The organism is Mycobacterium sp. E2699, from assembly GCF_001666745.1.
Lineage (GTDB): Bacteria > Actinomycetota > Actinomycetes > Mycobacteriales > Mycobacteriaceae > Mycobacterium.
This window is the reverse complement of the sequence record NZ_LZJH01000055.1, coordinates 274,891-295,518: the sequence shown is the minus strand read 5'-3', so window position 1 is coordinate 295,518 and position 20,628 is coordinate 274,891. Positions and strand designations below refer to the sequence as shown.

Here is a 20,628-nt window from a genome sequence, read left to right as displayed (position 1 = left end):
GACGTGGCGGCGCACCGGTGTCAGACACGGACCAGCGGGCGCAGTTTCTCCAGCCGCGCCGGGCCGATGCCGTCGACGTCGGCGAGCTGGTCGACGCTGGTGAACTTGCCGTTCGCCTGCCGCCACGCCACGATCGCGGCGGCGGTGACCGGTCCCACGCCCGGCAGCGCGTCCAGCTGCTCGACGGTCGCCGTGTTGAGGTCGAGCACCTCACCCGGCTTCGGCTTCACCGTCCCCGAGCCCGGCCCCGGCGCCCCGGACGCAGGCGCGCTCCCGGAGGCCACCGAGCTGCCCAGCGCCGTCGGCTGCCCCGCCGCCGGAGCCAGGCCGACCACGATCTGCTCCCCGTCGCCCACCGGGCGGGCCATGTTGAGCCCGATGGTGTCGGCGCCGTTCACCGCGCCCCCGGCGGCCTGCAGCGCGTCGGCGACGCGAGCGCCGGGCGCCAGGGTCACCAAACCCGGGGTGTGCACGAGGCCGACGACGCTCACCACCACCGGTCGGTCGGGCGCGGCCGGCTGGCCGGCACCCGGGCTCGCCGAGGATCTCGCGCCGGCGGTGGCGGCCTTGTCCACGGGTGGCAGCTTGGCCGACATCACCGGCGCGGGGCGGTCGCGGATCAGGGTGAACACCGTCACCAGCACGGCCAGCGCGGCCACGACCGCCAGCGCGATCGCACCGGCGCGGCCGGGGTCGGCGCGCATCTTCGCCAGCCACCCGCGGCCCTCTCCCGCATCCGGAACCCACCGCGGCAGCAGCGAATTCTGGTCATCCTGGACCTCGGGGTCCGATCCGTCCGCGGCCCCGGTGTCCGAATCGGCCTCTGGGTCCGCTCCGAGCCTGCGTTGCAGGCGCGCGGCGGGCAGTTCTGTTCGCATGCGCCGACCGTAGGCGCGTCGACCGCCGAAACGGCCGTGCGACGGTGTGTACCGCGCCCGGCTGTGGAGCGAGGCGGGGCTGTGCAATACGCGGGCGCCGGGGGTGTCCGCCAGGTTTGGCGTCCGCATGCGGGGGTAGCCAGCCGCGTATGAGCACGGAGGCAAAGCCGACGTCCGACGCCTCGATCGGCGAGCTGATGAGTCAGCTTTCGTCGCAGCTGTCACGGCTGGTTCGCGACGAAATGCAGTTGGCGCAGAAGGAAATCGAACGATCGGCGAAACACGCGGGCGTTGGCGCGGGACTGTTCGGTGCGGCCGGGATACTCGCGCTATCGGGCCTTGCCAGCCTGATCGCGGCGGCCATTGCCGCGGTGGCGCTGGCCGTGCCGGTGTGGGCGGCCGCCCTGATCGTCGGCGCGGCGTTGTTCGCCGCGGCCGGGGCGGCGACGCTGCTCAGTAAGCACCAGGTCGAAGAGGTCGCACCGGCGGCGCCCCTCACCGTCGCCAATGTCAAGAAAGACGTCCAGAAAGTGAAGGACGCCCGCCATGACCCGAGCTGAACGGCCACGGGGTCCCGGCACCCCCGCAGTCGGGCCTGACGCCAGCATCCATGACCTGCAGGCCGACATCGAGCAGACGCGCGAGCAACTCGGCGCCACCGTCGAAGCGATCGCCGGCAAGGCCGACAAGGCGAGGTCCGCGGCATCGCGCCTGGCGATAGCGGCCGTCCTCGGCGGGATCACGATCACCTGCTTTGCCTGGTGGCGGTGCCGGCGGGGGACAGCCCCGCGGTGACGGGGCTGCGCCCCGCGCCCCCGATTAAAGTTGAATGGCGTTCTGCGCTTAACGTGCAGGACGAGACCCCCGGTCCCCCGCTGACAGCTGCGCCCCTCCGGTGGTCCCCGACGACAGGAGGCTGCCATGCAGTTGGCACTCACACCGGAGGAAGCCGCGTTCCGCGATGAGCTCCGCACCTTCTACACCACGAAGATCCCCGAGGAGCTGCGCGAGCGGGTGCGCGCGGGCTCGGCGTCGGTGCGCCGCGAGGACATCGTCACCAGCCACAAGATCCTGCACGAGCACGGCCTCGCGGTGCCGAGTTGGCCCGTCGAATGGGGTGGCAAGGACTGGACGCCCACCCAGCACCAGATCTGGGCCGACGAAATGCAACTGGCGTGCGTGCCCGAGCCGCTGAACTTCAACACCAAGATGGTCGGGCCGGTGATCGCCGAATTCGGTTCCGAGGAGATCAAACAACGGTTCCTGCCGCCGACGGCCAGCCTCGACATCTGGTGGTGCCAGGGATTCTCGGAGCCCGAGGCCGGCTCGGACCTGGCGTCCCTGCGCACCACGGCGGTCCGGGACGGCGACAGTTACATCGTCAACGGACAGAAGACCTGGACGACGCTGGGCCAGTACGCGGACTGGATTTTCTGCCTGGTGCGCACCGACCCGCAGGCCCCCAAGCGCCAGGCCGGCATCTCGTTTCTGCTCTTCGACATGAAGACGCCGGGCATAACGCTGCGGCCCATCAAGACCATCGACGGCGGCCAGGAGATCAACGAATTGTTCTTCTCCGACGTCCGGGTGCCCGCCAATCAGCTTGTCGGACAAGAGAATCAGGGCTGGACCTACGCGAAGTTCCTGCTGGGCAACGAGCGCACCGGCATCGCCGGCGTCGGACGGACCAAGGTGCGCCTCGCCGAAGTGAAGAAGCGCGCCGCCGAAACCGGGCTGCTCGACGATCCCCTGTTCGCGGCGCGGCTCGCCGAGGCCGAGAACGAGGTGCTGGCGCTGGAACTCACGCAGTCGCGGGTCGTCTCGGACTCCGCCGACGGGCAGCCCAACCCGGCGTCCTCGGTGCTCAAGCTTCGCGGCAGCCAGCTGCAGCAGATCGCCACCGAGCTGCTCGTCGAGGTGGCCGGTCCCGACGCGCTCCCCGCCGACGGTGACGGAGCGATCCAGATCGCGTCTCCCGAATGGGCGCAACACAGCGCGCCGCACTACCTCAACTACCGCAAGACGACGATCTACGGCGGCAGCAGCGAGGTGCAGCGCAACATCATCGCGTCCACCATTCTGGGATTGTGAGGCAGCAATGGACTTTCAGTTGAGCGACGAGCAGGCCCTGCTCCGCGACACAACCCGCGACCTCCTGTCGCGCACCTACGACCCGGAGAGCCGCAACAAGGTGATCGGCTCCGAGCTCGGCTGGAGCCGTGACGTCTGGAGCCAGCTCGCCGACACCGGGATCCTGGGGCTCGGGTTCGAGCCGGACGAGGCGGGTCAGATCGAGATCATGGTGGTGCTCACCGAGGTCGGCCGCCGGTTGGCCCCCGAACCGATCCTGCACGGCGCGCTCGCGCCGGGCGCGCTGATCGCCGAGCTGGGCAGCGACGCCCAGAAACAACAGCTCGACGAGGTCGCGGCCGGGCAACGCCTGCTCGCCTTCGCGCACCTGGAACCCGGCCAGCGCACGCCCACCGCCGCGGTGACGACTCGGGCCGTGCCGCAAGGCGATTCGTGGGCGCTGACCGGACGCAAGAACCCGGTGCTGGCCGGCGACTCCGCCGACGCGCTGGTAGTCAGCGCCGCGTTGCCGGACGGCGGGACCGGCCTGTTCCTGGTCGAGGCGGCCGCCGTGCGACGGCACCCCTACCGCACGTTCGACGGTCAGCGCGGCGCCCAGATCGACCTGGACGCCGCGACCGCCGAACCCCTCGGCGAAGCGGTCGATGTCTCGCCTGCCATCCGGAACGCCGTCATCCGCATCCAGTCGGCGTTGTGCGCCGAAGCCGTCGGGGCGATGGAGGAGGCGCTGCGCCTGACCACCGATTACCTCAAGACGCGTAAGCAATTCGGCGTCACGCTGAACAAGTTCCAGGCGCTCACCCAGCGGGCCGCCGACATGTACGTGTCGCTGGAAGTGGCGCGCAGCATGAGCTTCTACGCCGCGTTGTCGATCGCCGACGGCAACCTGGACCCGCTGATCGCGTCACGCGCCAAGGTGCAGATCGGCCGGTCCGGCCGGCACATCGCGCAGGAATCGATCCAGATGCACGGCGGAATCGGCGTGACCGCGGAGTATCCGGTCAGCCACTACGCCGCACGGCTCACCGCGATCGAGCACACCCTGGGCACCTCCAGCGACCACCTGCACAACCTGATCGACCACCTCGGCGACTACGACCTTGCCCGGCTGTAGCTCATGGCCGAGCCCGCGAAACTGACGGAGCGGGTGGTCGGGTTCCTCTCGCAAGGCACGCGCACCGGCATGCTCGGTTACGTCGCCGCCGACGGCCGGCCGCTGGTGGCGCCGGTGTGGTTTGTGGTCGACGATGGCCAGCTGGTGTTCACCACCGGCCGGGACACCTCGAAAGGCCGTGCGCTGAAACGTGATTCGCGGGTCGTGATGTGCGTCGACGATCCGCATCCGCCGTACTCGTTCGTCCAGGTCCAGGGCCTGGCGTCGGTGGGCGAGGACGCCCGCGACGTGCTGGACGTCGCGACGCGCACCGGTGCGCGCTACATGGGCGCCGAGCGCGCCGAGGAGTTCGGCCGCCGCAACGCGGTTCCCGGCGAGCTGGTGGTGCGGGTGCGCCCGACGAAGGTCATCGCCGGATTCGACATCAGCGACTGACCCAAGCCGGGCGTCAGCTCGACTGTGCCCCCGCCGCCGATCCGGGGCTCGACTCCGGCTGCGCCGCAGGGGCTTCCGGCTCGGCCGCCTCCGCTTGCGGCTCAGCCGCCTCCGCTTCGGGCTCGGCCGCCTCCGTTTCCGGGCCGGCCGCCGCGGGTTCCGCCTTGGCCGAGTCGGACTCCGGCAGCTGACCGGCGAGGTACTCGGCGAGTCCCCCGATGGTCGGATAGTCGAAGACCGCGGTTGCATTGATCGTGAACGCGCCACCGAACTGGCTGTGCAACCGGTTGCGGAGTTCGACCGCCATCAGCGAATCCGTGCCCAGGTCCAGGAACCGACTGGTCGCCGCGGGCGGTTGCGCGAGCCGCAGGAAGCCCTGCACTTCGCGCTGCAGGAATTCGGTGATGAAACCGGCGCGCTGCGCCACCGGTATCTCCTGCAGCTGCCGGAGCAACTCGCTGTCGCCGGCGGCCTCCGTGGCGGCGCTGGGCAGCACGAGGTCGAGAATCGGTGGGCGGGAACTGCCCAGCACCTTCGCGGCACGCTGCCAGTTGGCCTTGATCACGGTCGCCTGCGCGGACCCGTTGGCGACCGCCTCGGCCAGCGCGCTCAGCGCCGCCGACGGCTCCAGCGGAATGAGGCCTTGCGCACTGATATTGGCGCGCGCGGCCTCCGACGAGGCCATGCCGCCCTTGGCCCAGGGACCGAAGTTGACGCCGGTCGCCGGCAGGCCGTGCGCCTGTCGTTCCGCGACCAGCCCGTCGAGCAGCGCGTTGGCCGTCGAGTAGTTGGCCTGGCCCGGCGAACCGAGCAGGCTGGACACCGACGACGACACGATGAAGAAGTCGAGATCGTCTTCCCGAGTCAACCGGTCCAGGTAGCACGCGCCGAACGCCTTGGGCGCCAACGTCGTCCGGAAGCGCTCCAGGCTCTGCTGGGCCAGCAGCGCGTCGTCGAGCACACCCGCCAGATGCACCACTCCCCCGAGCGGCGGCAACTCCGCGCGGATCCGGGCCAGCAGCTCCTCGACCTGCGCCTCGTCGCCGACGTCGGCCGCGAAGGTGTGGACGCGGCACCGGTAACGCTCGGTGATGTCGTCGATCGCCCGCTGCGCGTCCGGGTCGGGCGCGCGCCGGCTGGTCAACACGATGTCACCCGCGCCGAGTTGGGCCAGATACGACGCCGTGTGCAGGCCGATCGCGCCGAGCCCACCGGTGACCAGATAGCTCCGATCACCGCGCGGATGCAGCGGATTCGGCATCCGCAGCACGATCTTGCCGATATGGCGCGCCTGCTGCATGCGGCGAAACGCCGTCTTCGCCTCCGTGAGCGGGTAGATCTCGGCGGGCAGCGGGGTCCACTCGCCCCTGGCCAACCCGTCGGACACCTCGCCCAGCAAGCCGCGGATGCGCTCGGGCTCTTGGAAGGTGACCGTGTCCAGCGCGACGATCTCGTAGGCGATGTCGGGACGGGCCGCCGCCATCTGCTCGTGCGTCCAGATGTCCCGCTTGGCGATCTCGGCGAACCGGCCGTTCTGGGCGGTGGCCCGCACGGTCGCCTCGACGAAGCCCTCGTTGGTCAGGCTGTTGAGCACCACGTCGACGCCGGCGCCGTCGGTGTCGGCGAGGATCTGATCGGCGAAATCCGTACTGCGCGAATCGTAGACATATTCGACACCCAACTTGCGCAGTGTCGCGCGCTTGTAGGTGCTCGCCGTGGCGAAGACGGTCGCACCATGCTGCTGCGCCAGCTGGATGGCGGCCAACCCGACGCCACCGCTGGCGGCGTGGATGAGCACCCGGTCACCGGGCTTCAGCTGCGCCCAGTCGAAGGCGAGCCGGGCCGTCAGCGCCGCGGCGGGAATGGTCGCGGCGTCCACCGCGCTCACCCGGGCGGGAACCGGCGCCACCAACTGGGCGGGCACGTTGAACCGGCTGGCGAACGCGCCCTGCATGAAGCCGTAGACGCGCTGGCCGACCTCGAGTCCGGTGACGCCGCTTCCCAATTGGGTTACGGTGCCGGCGAAGTCGCCGCCGATCGGACCCGGATCACCCGGGTAGAGGCCCAACACGTTGAGCACATCCCGGAAGTTCAACCCGGCGGCCTCGACCCGGACCTGCACATAACCATCGTCCGGCGGCGGCACCTCCGCCTCGGTCAGGCGCAGGTTGTCGATCGCGCCTCGTTCGGTGGGCGCCAGCACGTAATCGGCTGCCCGCGGCACCGCGAGGTGACCGCTGCGCGACCACTGCAGCAACCGGGACGCCAAGAATTTGCCTTGGCGCACAGCGAGTTCGGGTTCGTCAATCGGTTCACCGAGCAAGCCGGCCAGCGCGCGCACGGCCTGCTCCGATCCGTCGCAGTCGACCAACCTGCAGCGCAGACCGGGCTCCTCGTTGACGATGGTCCGGCCCAGCCCCCACAGTGCCGCCTGCACCGGGTCGACCGGCTCGCCGGACTCGGTCGCCACGGCCCGTTCGGTGACGATCCACAGCCCGCCGGGCAGTTTCACCGCCCCGTCACCCTGCAGGGTGTGCACGGCACTGAGCAGCTGCGCGATCTCGGTCTCCAGTCGCGCAACGGATTCGGCGCCCGACTCCCCGGCGCCGGCTCCGGTGGCGCGCCAGACGATGCCGGAGAACGGCATGCCCCGCTCGTGAGCCTGTGCCAACAGCTGTCCCAACGGCTCCGGGTCCGCATTCCTATCGAACGAGACGCACCCCGGCACGGTGGCCGCGAGGTCCTCGAATCCGGCGATTAGCCAGGTGCCGATCGCGTTTGGGGCCCCCTCGCCATCGTCGCCCGATGCCGGCGGCGGCAGCTCGTGCCAGCCGAGGCTGTAGAGCAGCCGCGTGGCATCGCCGCCGAGCCCGCGCAGCAACGCCTCTCGGGGCGCGCGTTTGACAGTGAACTCGCGAATCCCGCCCAGGCGGCGGCCATCCCGGTCGACGAAGTCGAGATCGAAGACCTGTGTCTCGCTGTCCAGCCCGCTGGTGTGCCACCTCGCGCGGCAATAAAACCGCCTCGGCATCTTCTCCCGCAGCTCCACCCGCCCGTACCGCAGGGGCAGGAACAGATCGTTCACTCCCTGTTCCGCGGCACGAAGCGCCGGGAACGCGGGGAAGGCGACGCCGGTGCACAGGTCGAGCAGCACCGGGTGCATCGGCTCGGTGCCGAGATGCTCGGCGAGTTCGTCGCCGACGGTGATGTCGCCGATCGCCTCACCCTCGCCCAGCCACAGCGACTTCAGGGAACCGGACCAGTTGGGCCCCCAGGCCAGCTCCATGTCGGCGAAGGTGTCGAACAGCTCCTGCGGGCGCATGCGGTTCATCCGCTCGATCACCGCGTCGATGGGATCCGCGGAGTCCGCCGGGTCGGGCGACGGCTCCGCCTCGATTCCGGTGACGACCGTGCCGTCGGCGTTCAGTGACCATTCGGCGTCCCGGACACCGTACGGGCGGCTGTGCACCCGGAAGCTCCAGCCGCCGTCCTCCAGCGGATGCAAGGTGAGCTGCACCTCGCGAGAAGCCTTCTCGGGCAGGATGATCGGCTCGTAGAAGAAGACGTCTTGCACCCGCCCCGGCGTCCCCACGGCGGTCAGGGCCATCGCGGCATACGTCGCCCCGGGCACCACAACGGTGCCGTAGATGACGTGATCGGAGAGCCACGGCTGCGACTTGACCGACAGCCGGCTGGTGTAGACCGAGTCCCCTGAGGCGAGATCCTTTGCGCTACCGAGGATTCCGGATACGGCGGCGCCCTGTCCGTCGATGCCGCTGATACCGGAAGTCTTCGGCCAGAAGCTTCGCCGCTGGAACGGATAGGTCGGCAGTTCGAGTTTGCGGCGAGGCTGACGATGCAGCGCAGCGAACCTGGGTCGATGACCGCTGACATAGGCTCCGGCCAGCGCCTCGGCGATCTGGCGCCGGTCGGCGATGCCCTTGCGCAGGGAAACGATCGCCCGCGGCGCGGCCAGGTGTTCCGGCCAGACCTGCACCGCGGCCCCGGTCAGAACCGGTTGCGGACCGATCTCCATCAACACCGAGCAGCCCAGCGCCGCCACGGTGCGCACGCTTTCGGCGAACTGCACCGGCTGGCGGGAATGCCGCCGCCAGTATTGCGCGTCCAGCGGGGTTTCCGCCGTGAGCACGGCGCCGGTGCGGTTGCAGACCAAGGGCAACGTCGGCACGGCGAACTGCAGACGCGCGGCATACGACTCGAACTCGTCGAGCACCGGTTCGAGCAACTCGGAATGGAATGCGTGGCTGGTTTCCAGCCAGCTGCACCGGATCCCGTCGTTGCCGCCCCTGGCGACGATTTGTTCGAGATCCGCACCGGGACCCGACAGCACTGTGTTGGGTCCGTTGTAGGCGGCGACCGACACCCGGGGGAACCCGCCCGCGATCTCCTCGACGTACTTGGCGTCGGCGAACACCGCCACCATTCGTCCCCCGTCGGGCAGGCTGCCGAACAGCCGGCCACGCTCGGCCATCAGCCGGGCCCCGTCCTCGAGGCTGAACACCCCGGCGACGCACGCCGCCGCGTACTGGCCCACGCTGTGCCCCAACACGACGTCGGGTGTGACGCCCCACGACTGCCACAACCGGGCCAGGCCCATCTCGATGGCGAAAAGGGCGGGCTGCGCAAAAGAGGTGTGCCGCACCGCTTCCGCGGTTTCCCTGTCGGTCGCGAACAGCACCTCGAGCAGCGGGCGCGGCAGCATGCCCTCGACCGCTTCCGCGCAGCGTGTCACGGTGTCAGCGAAAACCGGCTCGGTGTCGAACAACTCGCGCGCCATCCCCGGGTACTGGCTGCCCTGCCCGGTGAACAACCACGCCGTGGTCGGCGGGTCGGTGCACTCGCCGCGTACCACCCCCGGCCGTATCCGGTTCTCGGCCAACTCGGCCAGCACCTCGCGGGCGCCCTGAACCGAATCGACCACCAGCGCGGCCCGGTGCTCGAAGTGCGTGCGCCCCACCCCGGCCGTGAAGCACACGTCCGCGACATCGACCTTGGGGTGGGCGTTGAGCCACTCCTCGTATCGCCGCGCCAACGCCACCAGCGCCTCCGGTGTCCGGGCGGACAGCGGCAGCACGTCGACCAGTTCCTCTTGAGCGTCCGACTCCGGCGCCGCGGCGGCGTCGGGCAGGACCGCGCCGGTGGAGTATTCGTCGGGGGTCGCCGGTTGCGCCGGCGCCTCCTCGATCAGCACGTGCGCGTTCGTGCCGGTGAACCCGAACGAACTGATGCCGGCACGTCGCGGTTTGCCATTGGCCTGCCAGGGAGTGGCCTTGTCGACGACGCGCACGGGCAGCGAGTCCCACGGGATATGCGGCGACGGCTTCTCGAAATGCAGGCTCTGCGGCAGCATTTCGTGCTGCAGCGACAACACGACCTTGATCAGGCCGGCGACGCCGGACGCCGACTCGAGGTGGCCGATGTTGGTCTTCACCGATCCCATCAGCAACGGTCGGTCCGCGTCACGGGCGGCACCGTAGACGGCACCGGCCGCCTGCACCTCGATCGGATCACCCAGCGGGGTGCCCGTCCCGTGCGCCTCGAGGTAGTCGACGTCTCCGCCGGCAAGGCCGGCGCGGGCCAGCGCCGCGCTGATAAGCCGTTGCTGCGCACCACCATTGGGCACCGTCAAACCGCTGGAGGCGCCGTCCTGGTTGACCGCGGTGCTTGGGATGACGGCGCTGACCCGATCGCCGTCGCGGACCGCGTCGCTGAGCCGCTTGAGCACCAGGATGCCGCAGCCCTCGCTGCGCACGTAGCCGTCAGCGGAGGCGTCGAAGGTCTTGCATCGCCCGACGGGGGACAGCATCCTGGCGCGCGATGCGGCGATGATGGACACCGGGCTGAGCAGCACGTTCACCCCGCCGGCCAGCGCGAGATCGCAGTCACCGGCGTGCAGCGCCTGGCAGGCCTGGTGGACCGCCACCAGCGACGAGCTGCATGCCGTGTCGACCGCGACCGCCGGTCCCTCCAGCCCGAGCGCGAAGGCCACCCGGCCCGAGATCGCATTGAGCGCATTGCCGGTGATGAAGTGCGGCTCGAGCTTCTCAACGGAGTCGGAGGACAGCAGGTGCGAGTACTCGTTGGCGCCCACACCCACGAAGATGCCGCTGCGGCTGCCGCGCAACGCCCCGGGGGAATACCCGGCCCTTTCCAAGGCCTCCCAGGCGGTTTCCAGCATCAACCGCTGCTGCGGATCCATCCAGATGGCCTCGCGCGGCGAGATGCCGAAGAATTCCGGGTCGAATCCGTCGATCTCGTCGAGGAATCCGCCGAAGCGGCTGTAGATCTTGCCCGGGGCGTCCGGGTCGGGGTCGTAGTACTCGTCGATGTCGAAGCGGTCCTCCGGGACTTCCCGGATCGCGTCGACACCGCCGGACAACACCTCCCAGAAGGCTTCGGGATTGGACGCGCCGGGGAAGTGGCACGCCACCGCGACGATCGCGATCGGCTCATCGGTGCGCGTCGTCACCGCCGAGGCCGGCTGCGGCCCCGACGGGGCCACCTCGCCGAGGCCGAGCACGTCGCCCAGCAGGTAGTCGACCACGTCGGACAGCCGTGGGTGGTCCATCGCCAGGGTGGCCGGAACCTCCTTGCCCACCGCTTGCTCGATGCGCCGCCGCAACTCGACGGCCATCAGCGAATCCATGCCGAGATCGAAGAATCCCGCGTCCTCGCGGATCTCGGCGGCGTCGACCCGCGTCACCTCCGCGACCGCGTCGCGCAGGTAGTCCGTGAGCAGTTTCTTACGCTGCTGCACCGGGGCGTTGGTGAGTCGCTCGACCAGTTGGGTCTTCCCGGACGGCGCCACCCCCGTGGTCTCGGTGGGCACCTCGCGCTCCAGCTCCGCCAGGAAAGCCCGCCGTCCCGCTTGGGAGTAGAGCGGCAGGAAGCGGTCCCAGCCGATCCGGGCCACCACCCCCTGCGCTGACGAAGCCGCCAGCAGATCGGCCATGCCCGCCAGCGCATCGGCGGGCGACAGCGTCCGGACCCCGCGCTGATCCAGCCGGGCGCGGGCCTGCTCGTCGGCCATGCCGGCCGACCAGGGACCGAAGTTGACGCTGATTCCGGGGACGCCCTGCTCGCGCAGCCGCCAGGCCAACCCGTCGAGGAAGGCGTTGGCCGCGGCATAGGCGGTCTGACCGAAGCCGCCCCAGACCGAAGTGATCGAGGAGGTGCTCAGGAAGAAGTCCAGCTGCAAGTCGGCAGTCGCTTCGCTCAAATGCCAAGCGCCCCAAACCTTCCCGGCGAACACCCGATCCACCTCGGCGTCTTCCAGGCCGCGCAGCGGGGTGGTGCCGATCTCGCCGGCGGCATGGACGATGCCGGCAAGCGGTGGCAGTTCGTCCTGCACGGTGGCCAGCAGGCGCGCGACGTCGTGCGCATCGGCAACATCGGCCGTGACCACCCGGACTTCGCAGCCGTGCTGGTCGCGGATGGCTTCGATGCGCGCCTGCGCGGCGGCGCTGGGCGTGCGGCGGCCGGTCAGCACCAGATGCCGGGCGCCGTGCGCGGCCAGGTATCCGGCGATTTCCAGTCCGACCGAACCCAGTCCGCCGGTCACCAGATACGTGGCGTCGTCGCGGAGCGCGGGCGGCGTCGCGATCGGCTGCCCGACCCTGCGCACCAGCCGCGGCACGTAGACCGCTTGGTCCCGCACGGCCAGTTGGTCTTCGCCGACGGCCGACCCGCCCGGGGTCGCCGACACCTGGTCGATCAGCCGCGACCATTCCGCAGTCGTCGACACGGCGGTTCCTGCGGCCAGATCCGCCAGTCCGCCCCACACCTGGGGGTGTTCCAGCGAAGCGGCGCGGCCGAACCCCCACAGGCAACTCTGGTCCGGGGACACGGTATCGGCATCGATGACTCTTTGCGCGCCGCGGGTGACCATCCAGATCGGGCGGCGCAGCTCGGTGGCGACGGCCGCGCGGAAGAGCCGACGCGTTCCTCCGAGGACCCGGTGTTGCATCCGCAACAGCGACCGCATCGACGGCGCGGAGCCGGAGTCCAGCGCCGCGACATGCAGTATCCGGAGCTCCGGGTCGTCCGCCGCCGCGGCGAGCAATGTGACCTCGAGCTGTTCCTCGTCGGCGTCGGTCACGGGCAACCCGACGATCCGATGCTGGTGCCCATGCGCGGTCAGGGCGTCGACCAGTGGCGCAAGTATGTCGGCGTCGTCGCCGATGAGGAGCCAGGACGAGCCCTCCCCGGCGCCGGCAGCTGAGACCGCCGCCGTGGGTTTCTCCCAGCTGATCTCGTAGCGCGCATCGGCGATCGACTGGGTTTTGCGCTGTTGATTGTGTTGTGCGGCAAGCTTTGTCAGCACAGTCAGGGTCTGCTGGTCGGCACCCGCACCGTCGATCAGCGCGGCGAGTTCCTCGATCCGGCCGTCCTCGAGCAGCCGGACCGCCTCGGTGCTCGCGACCTCGTTCTGATGTTGGTTGGGCCGGACGCGATTGTCCCGGTACCAATACTGGCGATGCTGGAACGGGTAGGTGGGCAGGTCGAGCTTGCGCGCCGGTCCGGCGGCGGCGCCGAAGTCGGGCAGGTGGCCCAGGACGTACGCGTCGGCGAGAGCCTCGGTGAGCTGGCGGTGGTCCGCGGTGTTGCGGCGCAGTGACGCGATCGCCCGCGGCGCGGTGGCCGGGTCGGGCCAGGCGCGCAGCGCGGCGGCGGTCAGCACCGGCTGGGGGCCGACCTCGAGCAACACCTTGCAGCCCAGGTCGGCGAGCGTGCGAACGCTCTTGGCGAATTCCACGGGCTGGCGCGCGTGGCGGCGCCAGTACGCGCCGTCCAGTTTCACGCTCCTGCCCAGCGCGGCACCGGTGCGGTTGCACACCAGCATCCGTTGTGGCGGAATGAAATCGAACCGGTTCGCGTACGACTCGAACTCGTCGAGGATCGGATCCAGCAGCGCCGAGTGGAACGCGTGGCTGGTGTCCAGCCACTCACAGCGGACGCCGTCGGCCGTCAACCCGGCCACCGCCTCGTCCAGATCCTGCGCCGGTCCCGACAGCACGGTGTTGGCGCCGTTGTAGGCGGCAACCGACAGACTCGGGAACTCGTCGGTGAGGCCCTCGACCCGCTCGGCGGCGGCGAAGACCGCCACCATCCGCCCGCCGGCGGGCAAGCTGCCGAACAGGCGGCCGCGCTCGGCCATCAGCAGCATTCCGTCCTCGAGGCTGAACACCCCCGCGACGCAGGCCGCGGTGTATTGGCCGACGCTGTGGCCCAGCACCACGTCGGGTTCGAAACCCCAGGACTGCCAGAGCCGGGCCAGGCCCATCCCCACCGCGAACAAGGCGGGCTGCGCGTAGGCGGTCTGCCGCAACGTTTCGTCGCCGTCCGGGTCGAAAATCACGTCCAGCAAAGGCTTTTCGAGCACGTCCGCGACCACCGCCGCGCAGCGGGTCACCGTCTCGGCGAACACCGGTTCGGTGTCGAACAACTCGCGGGCCATGCCCGCGTACTGGCTGCCCTGACCCGTGAACAACCACGCCGTCTTCGGCGTGTCGTCGGATATTCCGCGCACCAGACCGGGCGCCGGGCGGTCGTCTGCGAGGGCACCGAGCAACTCACCGGCCGATTCCTTCGAATTGACCACCAACGCGGCCCGGTGCTCGAAGTGGGCCCGCCCCACCCCGGCGGTGAAGCACACGTCGGCCAGGGTGGCCTGCGGGTGCGCGCTCAACCAGCTGCGGTAGTCGTCAGCGAGTTGCGCCAGGGCGGTGGGCGTGCGCGCCGAGAGCGGAAGAAGGCGGAACCGCCGGTCGGCCGGCGCCTCGACCGGACCCGGCGCGACGGCGGCCTCACCGGCCTGCTCGGGCGCCACCGGAGCTTCTTCGAGGATGACGTGCGCGTTGGTCCCGGCGAACCCGAACGAGCTGACGCCGGCGATGCGCGGCCGGCCGTTGCGTTCCCAGGCGGTGGCCTCCTGCACCACCTGAACGGGAAGCCGGTCCCACGGGATGTGCGGCGACGGGTTGCGGAAGTGCAGGTGCTGCGGCAGCAGCTCGTGCTCGAGCGACAGGATGACCTTGATGACGCCCGCGATCCCCGCGGCCGCTTCCAGGTGCCCGATGTTCGTCTTCACCGAGCCGATCAGCAGCGGCCGGCTCGCCTCGCGCCCGGCGCCGAGCACCTCCCCCGCCGCCTGGGCCTCGATCGGATCGCCCAGCGACGTCCCGGTCCCGTGCGCCTCCAGGTATCCGACGTCGCCGGGTGCGATGCCGGCACGCTTCAGCGCCGCGGCAATAACCCGTTGCTGGGCAACGCCATTCGGCACTGTCAGACCGCCCGATGCGCCGTCCTGGTTGATCGCGCTGCCGCGGATCACGGCCCGGATCCGGTCGCCGTCGCGGATCGCGTCCGCGAGCCGCTTCACGACGATGACACCGCAACCCTCGCCGCGCACATAGCCGTCGGCGGCCGCGTCGAACGTCTTGCACCGGCCGTCGGGCGCGAGCATGTGCGCGTGGGAGAAGGTGATCATGGTCGCCGGTGTGAGCAGGACGTTCGCGCCGCCGGCCAGCGCGAGGTCACATTCGCCCAGGCGCAGCGCCTGGCACGCCTGATGGATCGCCACCAACGACGAACTGCACGCGGTGTCCACGGCGACCGACGGGCCCTGTAGCCCCAACCGGTAGCTGATCCGGCCCGCGGCGGCGGCATTCGACGTCCCGATGGCCATGTAGGCCTCGATCTCGGGGTAGGTCAGCTCGTCCGATGCCATCCCCAGGTAGTCGTGGGTGGCCAAACCGACGAACACACCGGTGTTGGTGTTCGCCAAAGCCGTTGGCGCGGTACCGGAATGCTCCACCGCCCGCCACGCCGTCTCGAGCAAGAGGCGGTGCTGCGGGTCCATCAACCTGACCTCGCGCGTGGACATGCCGAAAAATGGCGCGTCGAAACCGGTTACGTCCTCGACGAAGCCCGCTCGACGGGTCACCACCTTTCCCGGCGTGTCGGGATCGGGGTCGAAGAATTCGTCGGCGTCCCAACGCTCCGCGGGAACCTCCGATATCGCGTCCCGGCCTTCCCGCAGCACCTGCCAGAATTCGTCGGCGTCGGCGGCGCCGGGAAAGCGCGCCGCGTAGCCGACGATCGCAAAACTCGATGCCCCCCGCATCGGGTCTTCGGCGGATGTCATGGGGTTGTCCTCCCTGTTCGGCTCGGAAGATTCGATGCCCGCGGAGGCCTCGCGGCGCCGGGGTGGTGGTTGCTGTTTAACCACGCGCTTGGCCGCTTACGGCACACACCAGGACCAGACCTGGCGGAATTCCCCCCGGCGTACTGCCTCCAGCGACCGTCGTGGCGAATGTACACATGCCGGACCGGTTGCCGCAGCCGAATCACCTCCGACGGCAAGTATGCCAAGTACGGGGCCTTGCGGCGGCGCATCGGGCAAGTCTCGTCCGGCGTGGCGGCCGGTCGCCGGGCCTGCCCGCGACCACGCCCGCCGCGTCGATGAGCCGTTGCGGCCCCTATCCGCGCATGTCGGCGCCGGTGCCAGCCACAAGGGTTATCTTGGTGTCGCTACAGCGCGGCCGAACCGCAGCCACGGGATGCCGCAGAAACCGGGGAGAAAATATTGCGAATCGGGAAGATCACGATCGGCTCACTAGGGGATTGGGCGCCGATCCCAGGAGCAGTCATCTCCTGGCACCCGACAACCACGTCCGCCGACAAGGTCCGGCAGGCGCCGGCCAGTCCCGTACCGGTCAGCTACATGCAGGGCCAACATCTGCGTAACTATCACGAACGGACGGCCGCGGGCCTCGACTTCTCCCGGCAGATCATCGCGACCTGTGAAGTACCCGGTCAGTGCGATCTCTCTGCGATGCACCACGCCGTCAACGCCTACCTGCGCCGGCATGACACATTCCGCAGCTGGTTCGACCACGCCGGTAATGGCGAGTTCGTCAGGCACACCCTCACCGATCCCGCCGACATCGAATTCGTCCCGATCGAACACGGCGCCATGACGGTCGACGAGATACGCGCTCACGTCGTGGCCATACCGAATCCGCTGGAGTGGGGCTGCTTCACCTTCGGGATCGTCCAGAACGAGGATCATTTCACTTTTTTCGCCGCCATGGATCACGTCCACGGGGACGCCACGTTGATCGGCACGACGATGCTCGAGGCGAATGGGATGTATGCGGCGTTGAGTGGGGGCGGTGAACCACTTGCGCTTCCCGACGCGGGCAGTTTTGACGATTTCTGCGCCCGCGAGCGCCACTACACGTCGACGCTGACCGTGGATTCACCCGGGGTTCGCGCATGGATCGACTTCGCGGAGAACAACAATGGCGGCTTCCCCGAATTCCCGCTTCCGCTCGGTAACCCGTCGGAGCCGGCCGGCAGCGAATTGATCTCCGAACTGTTGATGGACGCCGCCCAGACGGAGCGGTTCGAAGCGGCCTGCACCGCGGTCGGCGCACGGTTCATCGGCGGGCTGTTCGCCTGCTTTGCCCTGGTAGAGCACGAGTTCACGGGTGCCCTCACCTATTACGGCCTCACCCCCAGGGACACCCGCAGGACTACCGACAACTTCATGACGCAGGGCTGGTTCACCGGCCTGGTCCCGATCACCGTGCCGATTGCCGCGGCCTCTTTCGGCGACGCCGCATGGGCTGCGCAGTCGTCGTTCGATTCCGGCCTGCACCTGGCGAAGGTGCCGTATTACCGCGTGTTGGAATTGGCGCCGTGGTTGGACTGGCCGCGGCCGAATTTCCCGGTGTCGAACTTCTTGCACGGCGGCGCCGCCCCGCTCAACGCCGTTCTCGCGGCGGCGGACCTGGGCTATGCGAACAATATCGGGATCTACTCCGACGGCCGGTATTCCTATCAACTGACCATCTATGTGTTCCGGTACGGCGAGGGTACCGCGATGGCGGTCATGTACCCCGACAATCCGGTCGCCCAGAAATCGGTTGTCCGCTATATGGAAGCGATGAAGTCCGTGTGCGCGCGGGTCGCGGCGAGCGGGCATTGGGGGCGCGTTGCGTAGCGCGGGCCGATTCGATGGCTTCTAGATGGCTGCGGGTGCGAAATTGCGCGATGTGAGGGTGAGGGCGAAATGCGACGGCTAGCCGATTTCGTGGTGCGGTGGCCCTGGGCGGTGATCGCGGTGTGGGTCGCGATCGCGGTCGCCCTCCCGCTCAGCCTTCCCTCGCTGGGCGAAATGGCCCAGAAGCATCCGCTGTCCATCCTGCCCAGCGATGCGCCGTCGAACGTCACCGCCCGAAAGATGACCGAGGCGTTTCACGAATCGGGCTCGGACAACCTCCTGTTGGTCGTCCTGACCGATGACAAGGGGCTTGGCCCCGCCGACGAAGCCGCGTACCGCAAGGTGGTGGACGCGCTGCACCGGGACACGCGCGACGTCTTGATGGTGCAGGACTTCGTCAGCACGCCGCCGCTGCGTTCGGTCGTGACCAGCAAGGACAACAAGGCTTGGGTGCTGCCGGTCGGTCTTGCCGGTGAGTTGGGCACGCCGCGGTCGTTCGACGCCTTCAACCGGGTCGGCGACATCGTCAAACGCGCCCTGAATCCGGCACCGGCGGGGGCGCATCTGACCGCGAACATCACCGGCCCCGCGGCGACCGTCGCCGACCTCACGGTCGCGGGCGATCGGGACCGGCTGCCGATCGAGCTGGCGATCGCCGTTCTGGTGCTCATCGTCCTGCTGGTGGTTTACCGCAGCGCGGTCACGATGCTGCTGCCGTTGATAACGATCGGGTTGTCCCTGGTGATCGCGCAGGCGGTCGTGGCGGGCTACTCGCAGGTGACCGGCTCGGGCGTGTCGAACCAGTCCATCGTGTTCCTCAGCGCGATCATGGCCGGCGCGGGAACGGACTACGCCGTCTTCCTCATCAGCCGCTATCACGACTATCGACGGTCGGGCGAGGATTTCGATCAGGCGGTCAAGCGGGCGCTGATCTCGATCGGAAAGGTGATCGCAGCGTCTGCGACCACCGTGGGAATCACTTTCCTGCTCATCAGCTTCGCCCGCATGGGCGTGTTCGAGACGGTCGGGGTGTCGTCGGCGATCGGGATCGGCGTGGCGTTCCTCGCCGCGGTGACGCTGCTGCCGGCGATTTTGGTGCTCGCCGGGCCGCGCGGCTGGGTCAAGCCGCGGCGCGAACTGACCGCTCGGTTCTGGCGGCGCTCCGGCATCCGCATAGTGCGCCGGCCGAGGGCCCATCTGGTTGCCAGCGTGCTCGTGTTGATCATCCTGGCCAGCTGTGCCGGCCTGGTGCGTTACAACTACGACGACCGCAAGGCGCTTCGGCCCTCCGCGCCCAGTTCCGTCGGGTACGCCGCGCTGGATCGCCATTTCAACGTGAATCAGTCCATCCCGGAGTACATCCTCGTCCAGTCACCGCGGGACCTTCGCACCCCGCAGGCCCTCGCGGACTTGGAGCAGATGGCGGACCGGGTCAGCCAGCTGCCGAACGTCGCCGTCGTCAGCGGCATCACCCGTCCCACCGGGAACGTCCCAGAACAATTCCGGGCCACCTACCAGGCCGGCGCGATCGGCACCATGCTGGCCGGCGGCTCCAACCTGATCAACGACCACACGGGCGACCTCAACCGGCTGGTCGACGGGGCCGGCACGCTGGCCAACAGCCTCCGCGAAGTGCGCGGCCAGGTCAGCCAGCTCACCGCCAGCGTGGAGGAACTTCAGAACGCCTTCTCGTCGACGAAGAACCAGTACAGCGGCGACACGCTGGTCAAAGAGGTCGATCTGGCGGCCCAACTCGTCGACCACGTCAACGCGCTCAGCAATGCCATGGGCTGGAACTTCACGGCCGCCAAGAACATGTTCGCCTGGATGGGCCCGGTGCTGACGGCGCTGCAGGGCAACCCGGTCTGCGACGCCGATCCGTCGTGCAGCGCCACCCGCGGCACGTTCGAGCAGCTGACCGGTGGGCGCGACCAGGCAGACCTCGACGCGATCAATGACCTGGCCCACCAGCTGCAGGAATACCAGGACAAGCGGGCCCTCAAAGCGTCGACGGAACGGCTGCGCGTCGCCCTGACGAAGCTCACCAACGTCCTGCACTCCATGGGAATCGACCAGCCCGGCGGCCTGCAGGCGAACCTGAACAGCCTGCAAAACGGCGCCGACCGATTCGCCGGTGGGAGCCGGCAGGTGGCCGACGCGGTCGCCCAGCTCGTCGACCAGGTCAAACAGCTGGGTGCGGGCCTCAGCGAATCGGCGGAGTTCCTGTTGTCGCTGAAACAGGACGCGGCACAACCGGCGATGGCCGGCTTCAACATCCCGCCGCAGCTGCTGCATTTGAAGGAGTTCCAGCAGGCCGCCAAGGCGTTCATTTCGCCGGACGGCCACTCGGTGCGCTACCTGGTGCAGACCAAGCTCAACCCGTTCAGCACCGACGCCATGGACCAGGTCAACGCGATCAGTGCGACGGCCCGGGGAGCCCAGCCGAACACCACGCTGTCGGACGCCACGGTGTCGATGGCCGGATACACCGTCGGCCTGAAGGACACGCGCGATTACTACGAGCACGACATCCGGTTCATCATCGCGGTGACACTCCTCGTCGTGTTCCTGACCTTGGTCGCGCTGCTGCGGGCGATCGTCGCGCCGCTGTATCTCGTTGCGTCCGTGGTGATTTCCTATTTGTCGGCGGTGGGTATCGGCGTCGTGGTGTTCCAGTTCCTGCTCGGACAGCACCTGCATTGGAGCGTGCCGCCGCTGGCGTTCGTGGTGTTGGTCGCGGTGGGGGCCGACTACAACATGCTGCTCGTCTCGCGGATGCGTGACGAGTCTCCGCGCAGCGTGAGTTACGGCATCGTTCGCACGCTGGGTTCGACGGGCGGGGTGATCACCGCGGCGGGGCTGATCTTCGCCGCCTCGATGGGCGGGCTGTTGTTCTCCAGCATCGGTACCGTGGTCCAGGGCGGCTTCGTGATCGGCGTTGGAATCTTGCTGGACACCTTCCTGGTCCGCACCATCACGGTGCCCGCGGTCGCCGCGCTGTTGGGGCGAGCGAACTGGTGGCCGTCGCGGGCGGCTATGCGCCGCAACCCGGTGAGGGCGCGCGCATGACGTATGTGAGA

At 69.1% G+C, this 20,628-nt stretch carries 9 protein-coding genes; 7 read left to right on the top strand and 2 right to left on the bottom strand.

Features of this window, described 5'->3' with window-relative positions; genetic code table 11:
* Nucleotides 1-20 precede the first annotated feature (20 nt).
* Nucleotides 21-878, bottom strand: a complete 858-nt coding sequence (locus A5696_RS08790) for a ComEA family DNA-binding protein (protein WP_067876455.1) — start codon at nucleotides 876-878, stop codon at nucleotides 21-23.
* A gap of 149 nt (nucleotides 879-1,027) precedes the next feature.
* Here A5696_RS08790 and A5696_RS08785 point away from each other — a divergent pair, with 149 nt between their 5' ends.
* The 5 genes from A5696_RS08785 (at nucleotide 1,028) to A5696_RS08765 (ending at nucleotide 4,518) form a co-directional block, all read left to right on the top strand.
* Nucleotides 1,028-1,438, top strand: a complete 411-nt coding sequence (locus A5696_RS08785; RefSeq protein WP_067876453.1) for a phage holin family protein — start codon at nucleotides 1,028-1,030, stop codon at nucleotides 1,436-1,438.
* Nucleotides 1,425-1,673 (top strand): DUF3618 domain-containing protein, encoded by a 249-nt coding sequence (locus A5696_RS08780; RefSeq protein WP_067876451.1) that lies wholly within the window; start codon nucleotides 1,425-1,427, stop codon nucleotides 1,671-1,673. The genes A5696_RS08785 and A5696_RS08780 overlap by 14 nt, the downstream gene beginning before the upstream one ends.
* Nucleotides 1,674-1,799: 126 nt before the next feature.
* Complete coding sequence (locus A5696_RS08775; protein WP_067876449.1) at nucleotides 1,800-2,969, top strand: acyl-CoA dehydrogenase family protein; 1,170 nt, start codon at nucleotides 1,800-1,802, stop codon at nucleotides 2,967-2,969.
* Between the two features lie 7 nt (nucleotides 2,970-2,976).
* Nucleotides 2,977-4,083 carry an acyl-CoA dehydrogenase family protein gene (locus A5696_RS08770; RefSeq protein WP_067876446.1) on the top strand — a complete coding sequence of 369 codons (1,107 nt, stop codon included), beginning with the start codon at nucleotides 2,977-2,979 and terminating at the stop codon, nucleotides 4,081-4,083.
* 3 nt (nucleotides 4,084-4,086) lie between these two features.
* Complete coding sequence (locus A5696_RS08765) at nucleotides 4,087-4,518, top strand: PPOX class F420-dependent oxidoreductase (RefSeq protein WP_067876444.1); 432 nt, start codon at nucleotides 4,087-4,089, stop codon at nucleotides 4,516-4,518.
* Nucleotides 4,519-4,531: 13 nt separating this feature from the next.
* Here A5696_RS08765 and A5696_RS08760 read toward each other — a convergent pair whose 3' ends face one another.
* Nucleotides 4,532-15,685, bottom strand: a complete 11,154-nt coding sequence (locus tag A5696_RS08760; RefSeq protein ID WP_082968961.1) for a type I polyketide synthase — start codon at nucleotides 15,683-15,685, stop codon at nucleotides 4,532-4,534.
* 441 nt (nucleotides 15,686-16,126) lie between these two features.
* Between A5696_RS08760 and A5696_RS08755 the strand changes: the two genes are divergently transcribed.
* Nucleotides 16,127-17,548 (top strand): condensation domain-containing protein, encoded by a 1,422-nt coding sequence (locus tag A5696_RS08755; RefSeq protein ID WP_067876440.1) that lies wholly within the window; start codon nucleotides 16,127-16,129, stop codon nucleotides 17,546-17,548.
* A 69-nt stretch (nucleotides 17,549-17,617) separates the two neighbouring features.
* On the top strand, nucleotides 17,618-20,617 hold the full coding sequence (locus A5696_RS08750) for an RND family transporter (RefSeq protein WP_067876437.1): 3,000 nt from the start codon (nucleotides 17,618-17,620) through the stop codon (nucleotides 20,615-20,617).
* Nucleotides 20,618-20,628: the final 11 nt, after the last annotated feature.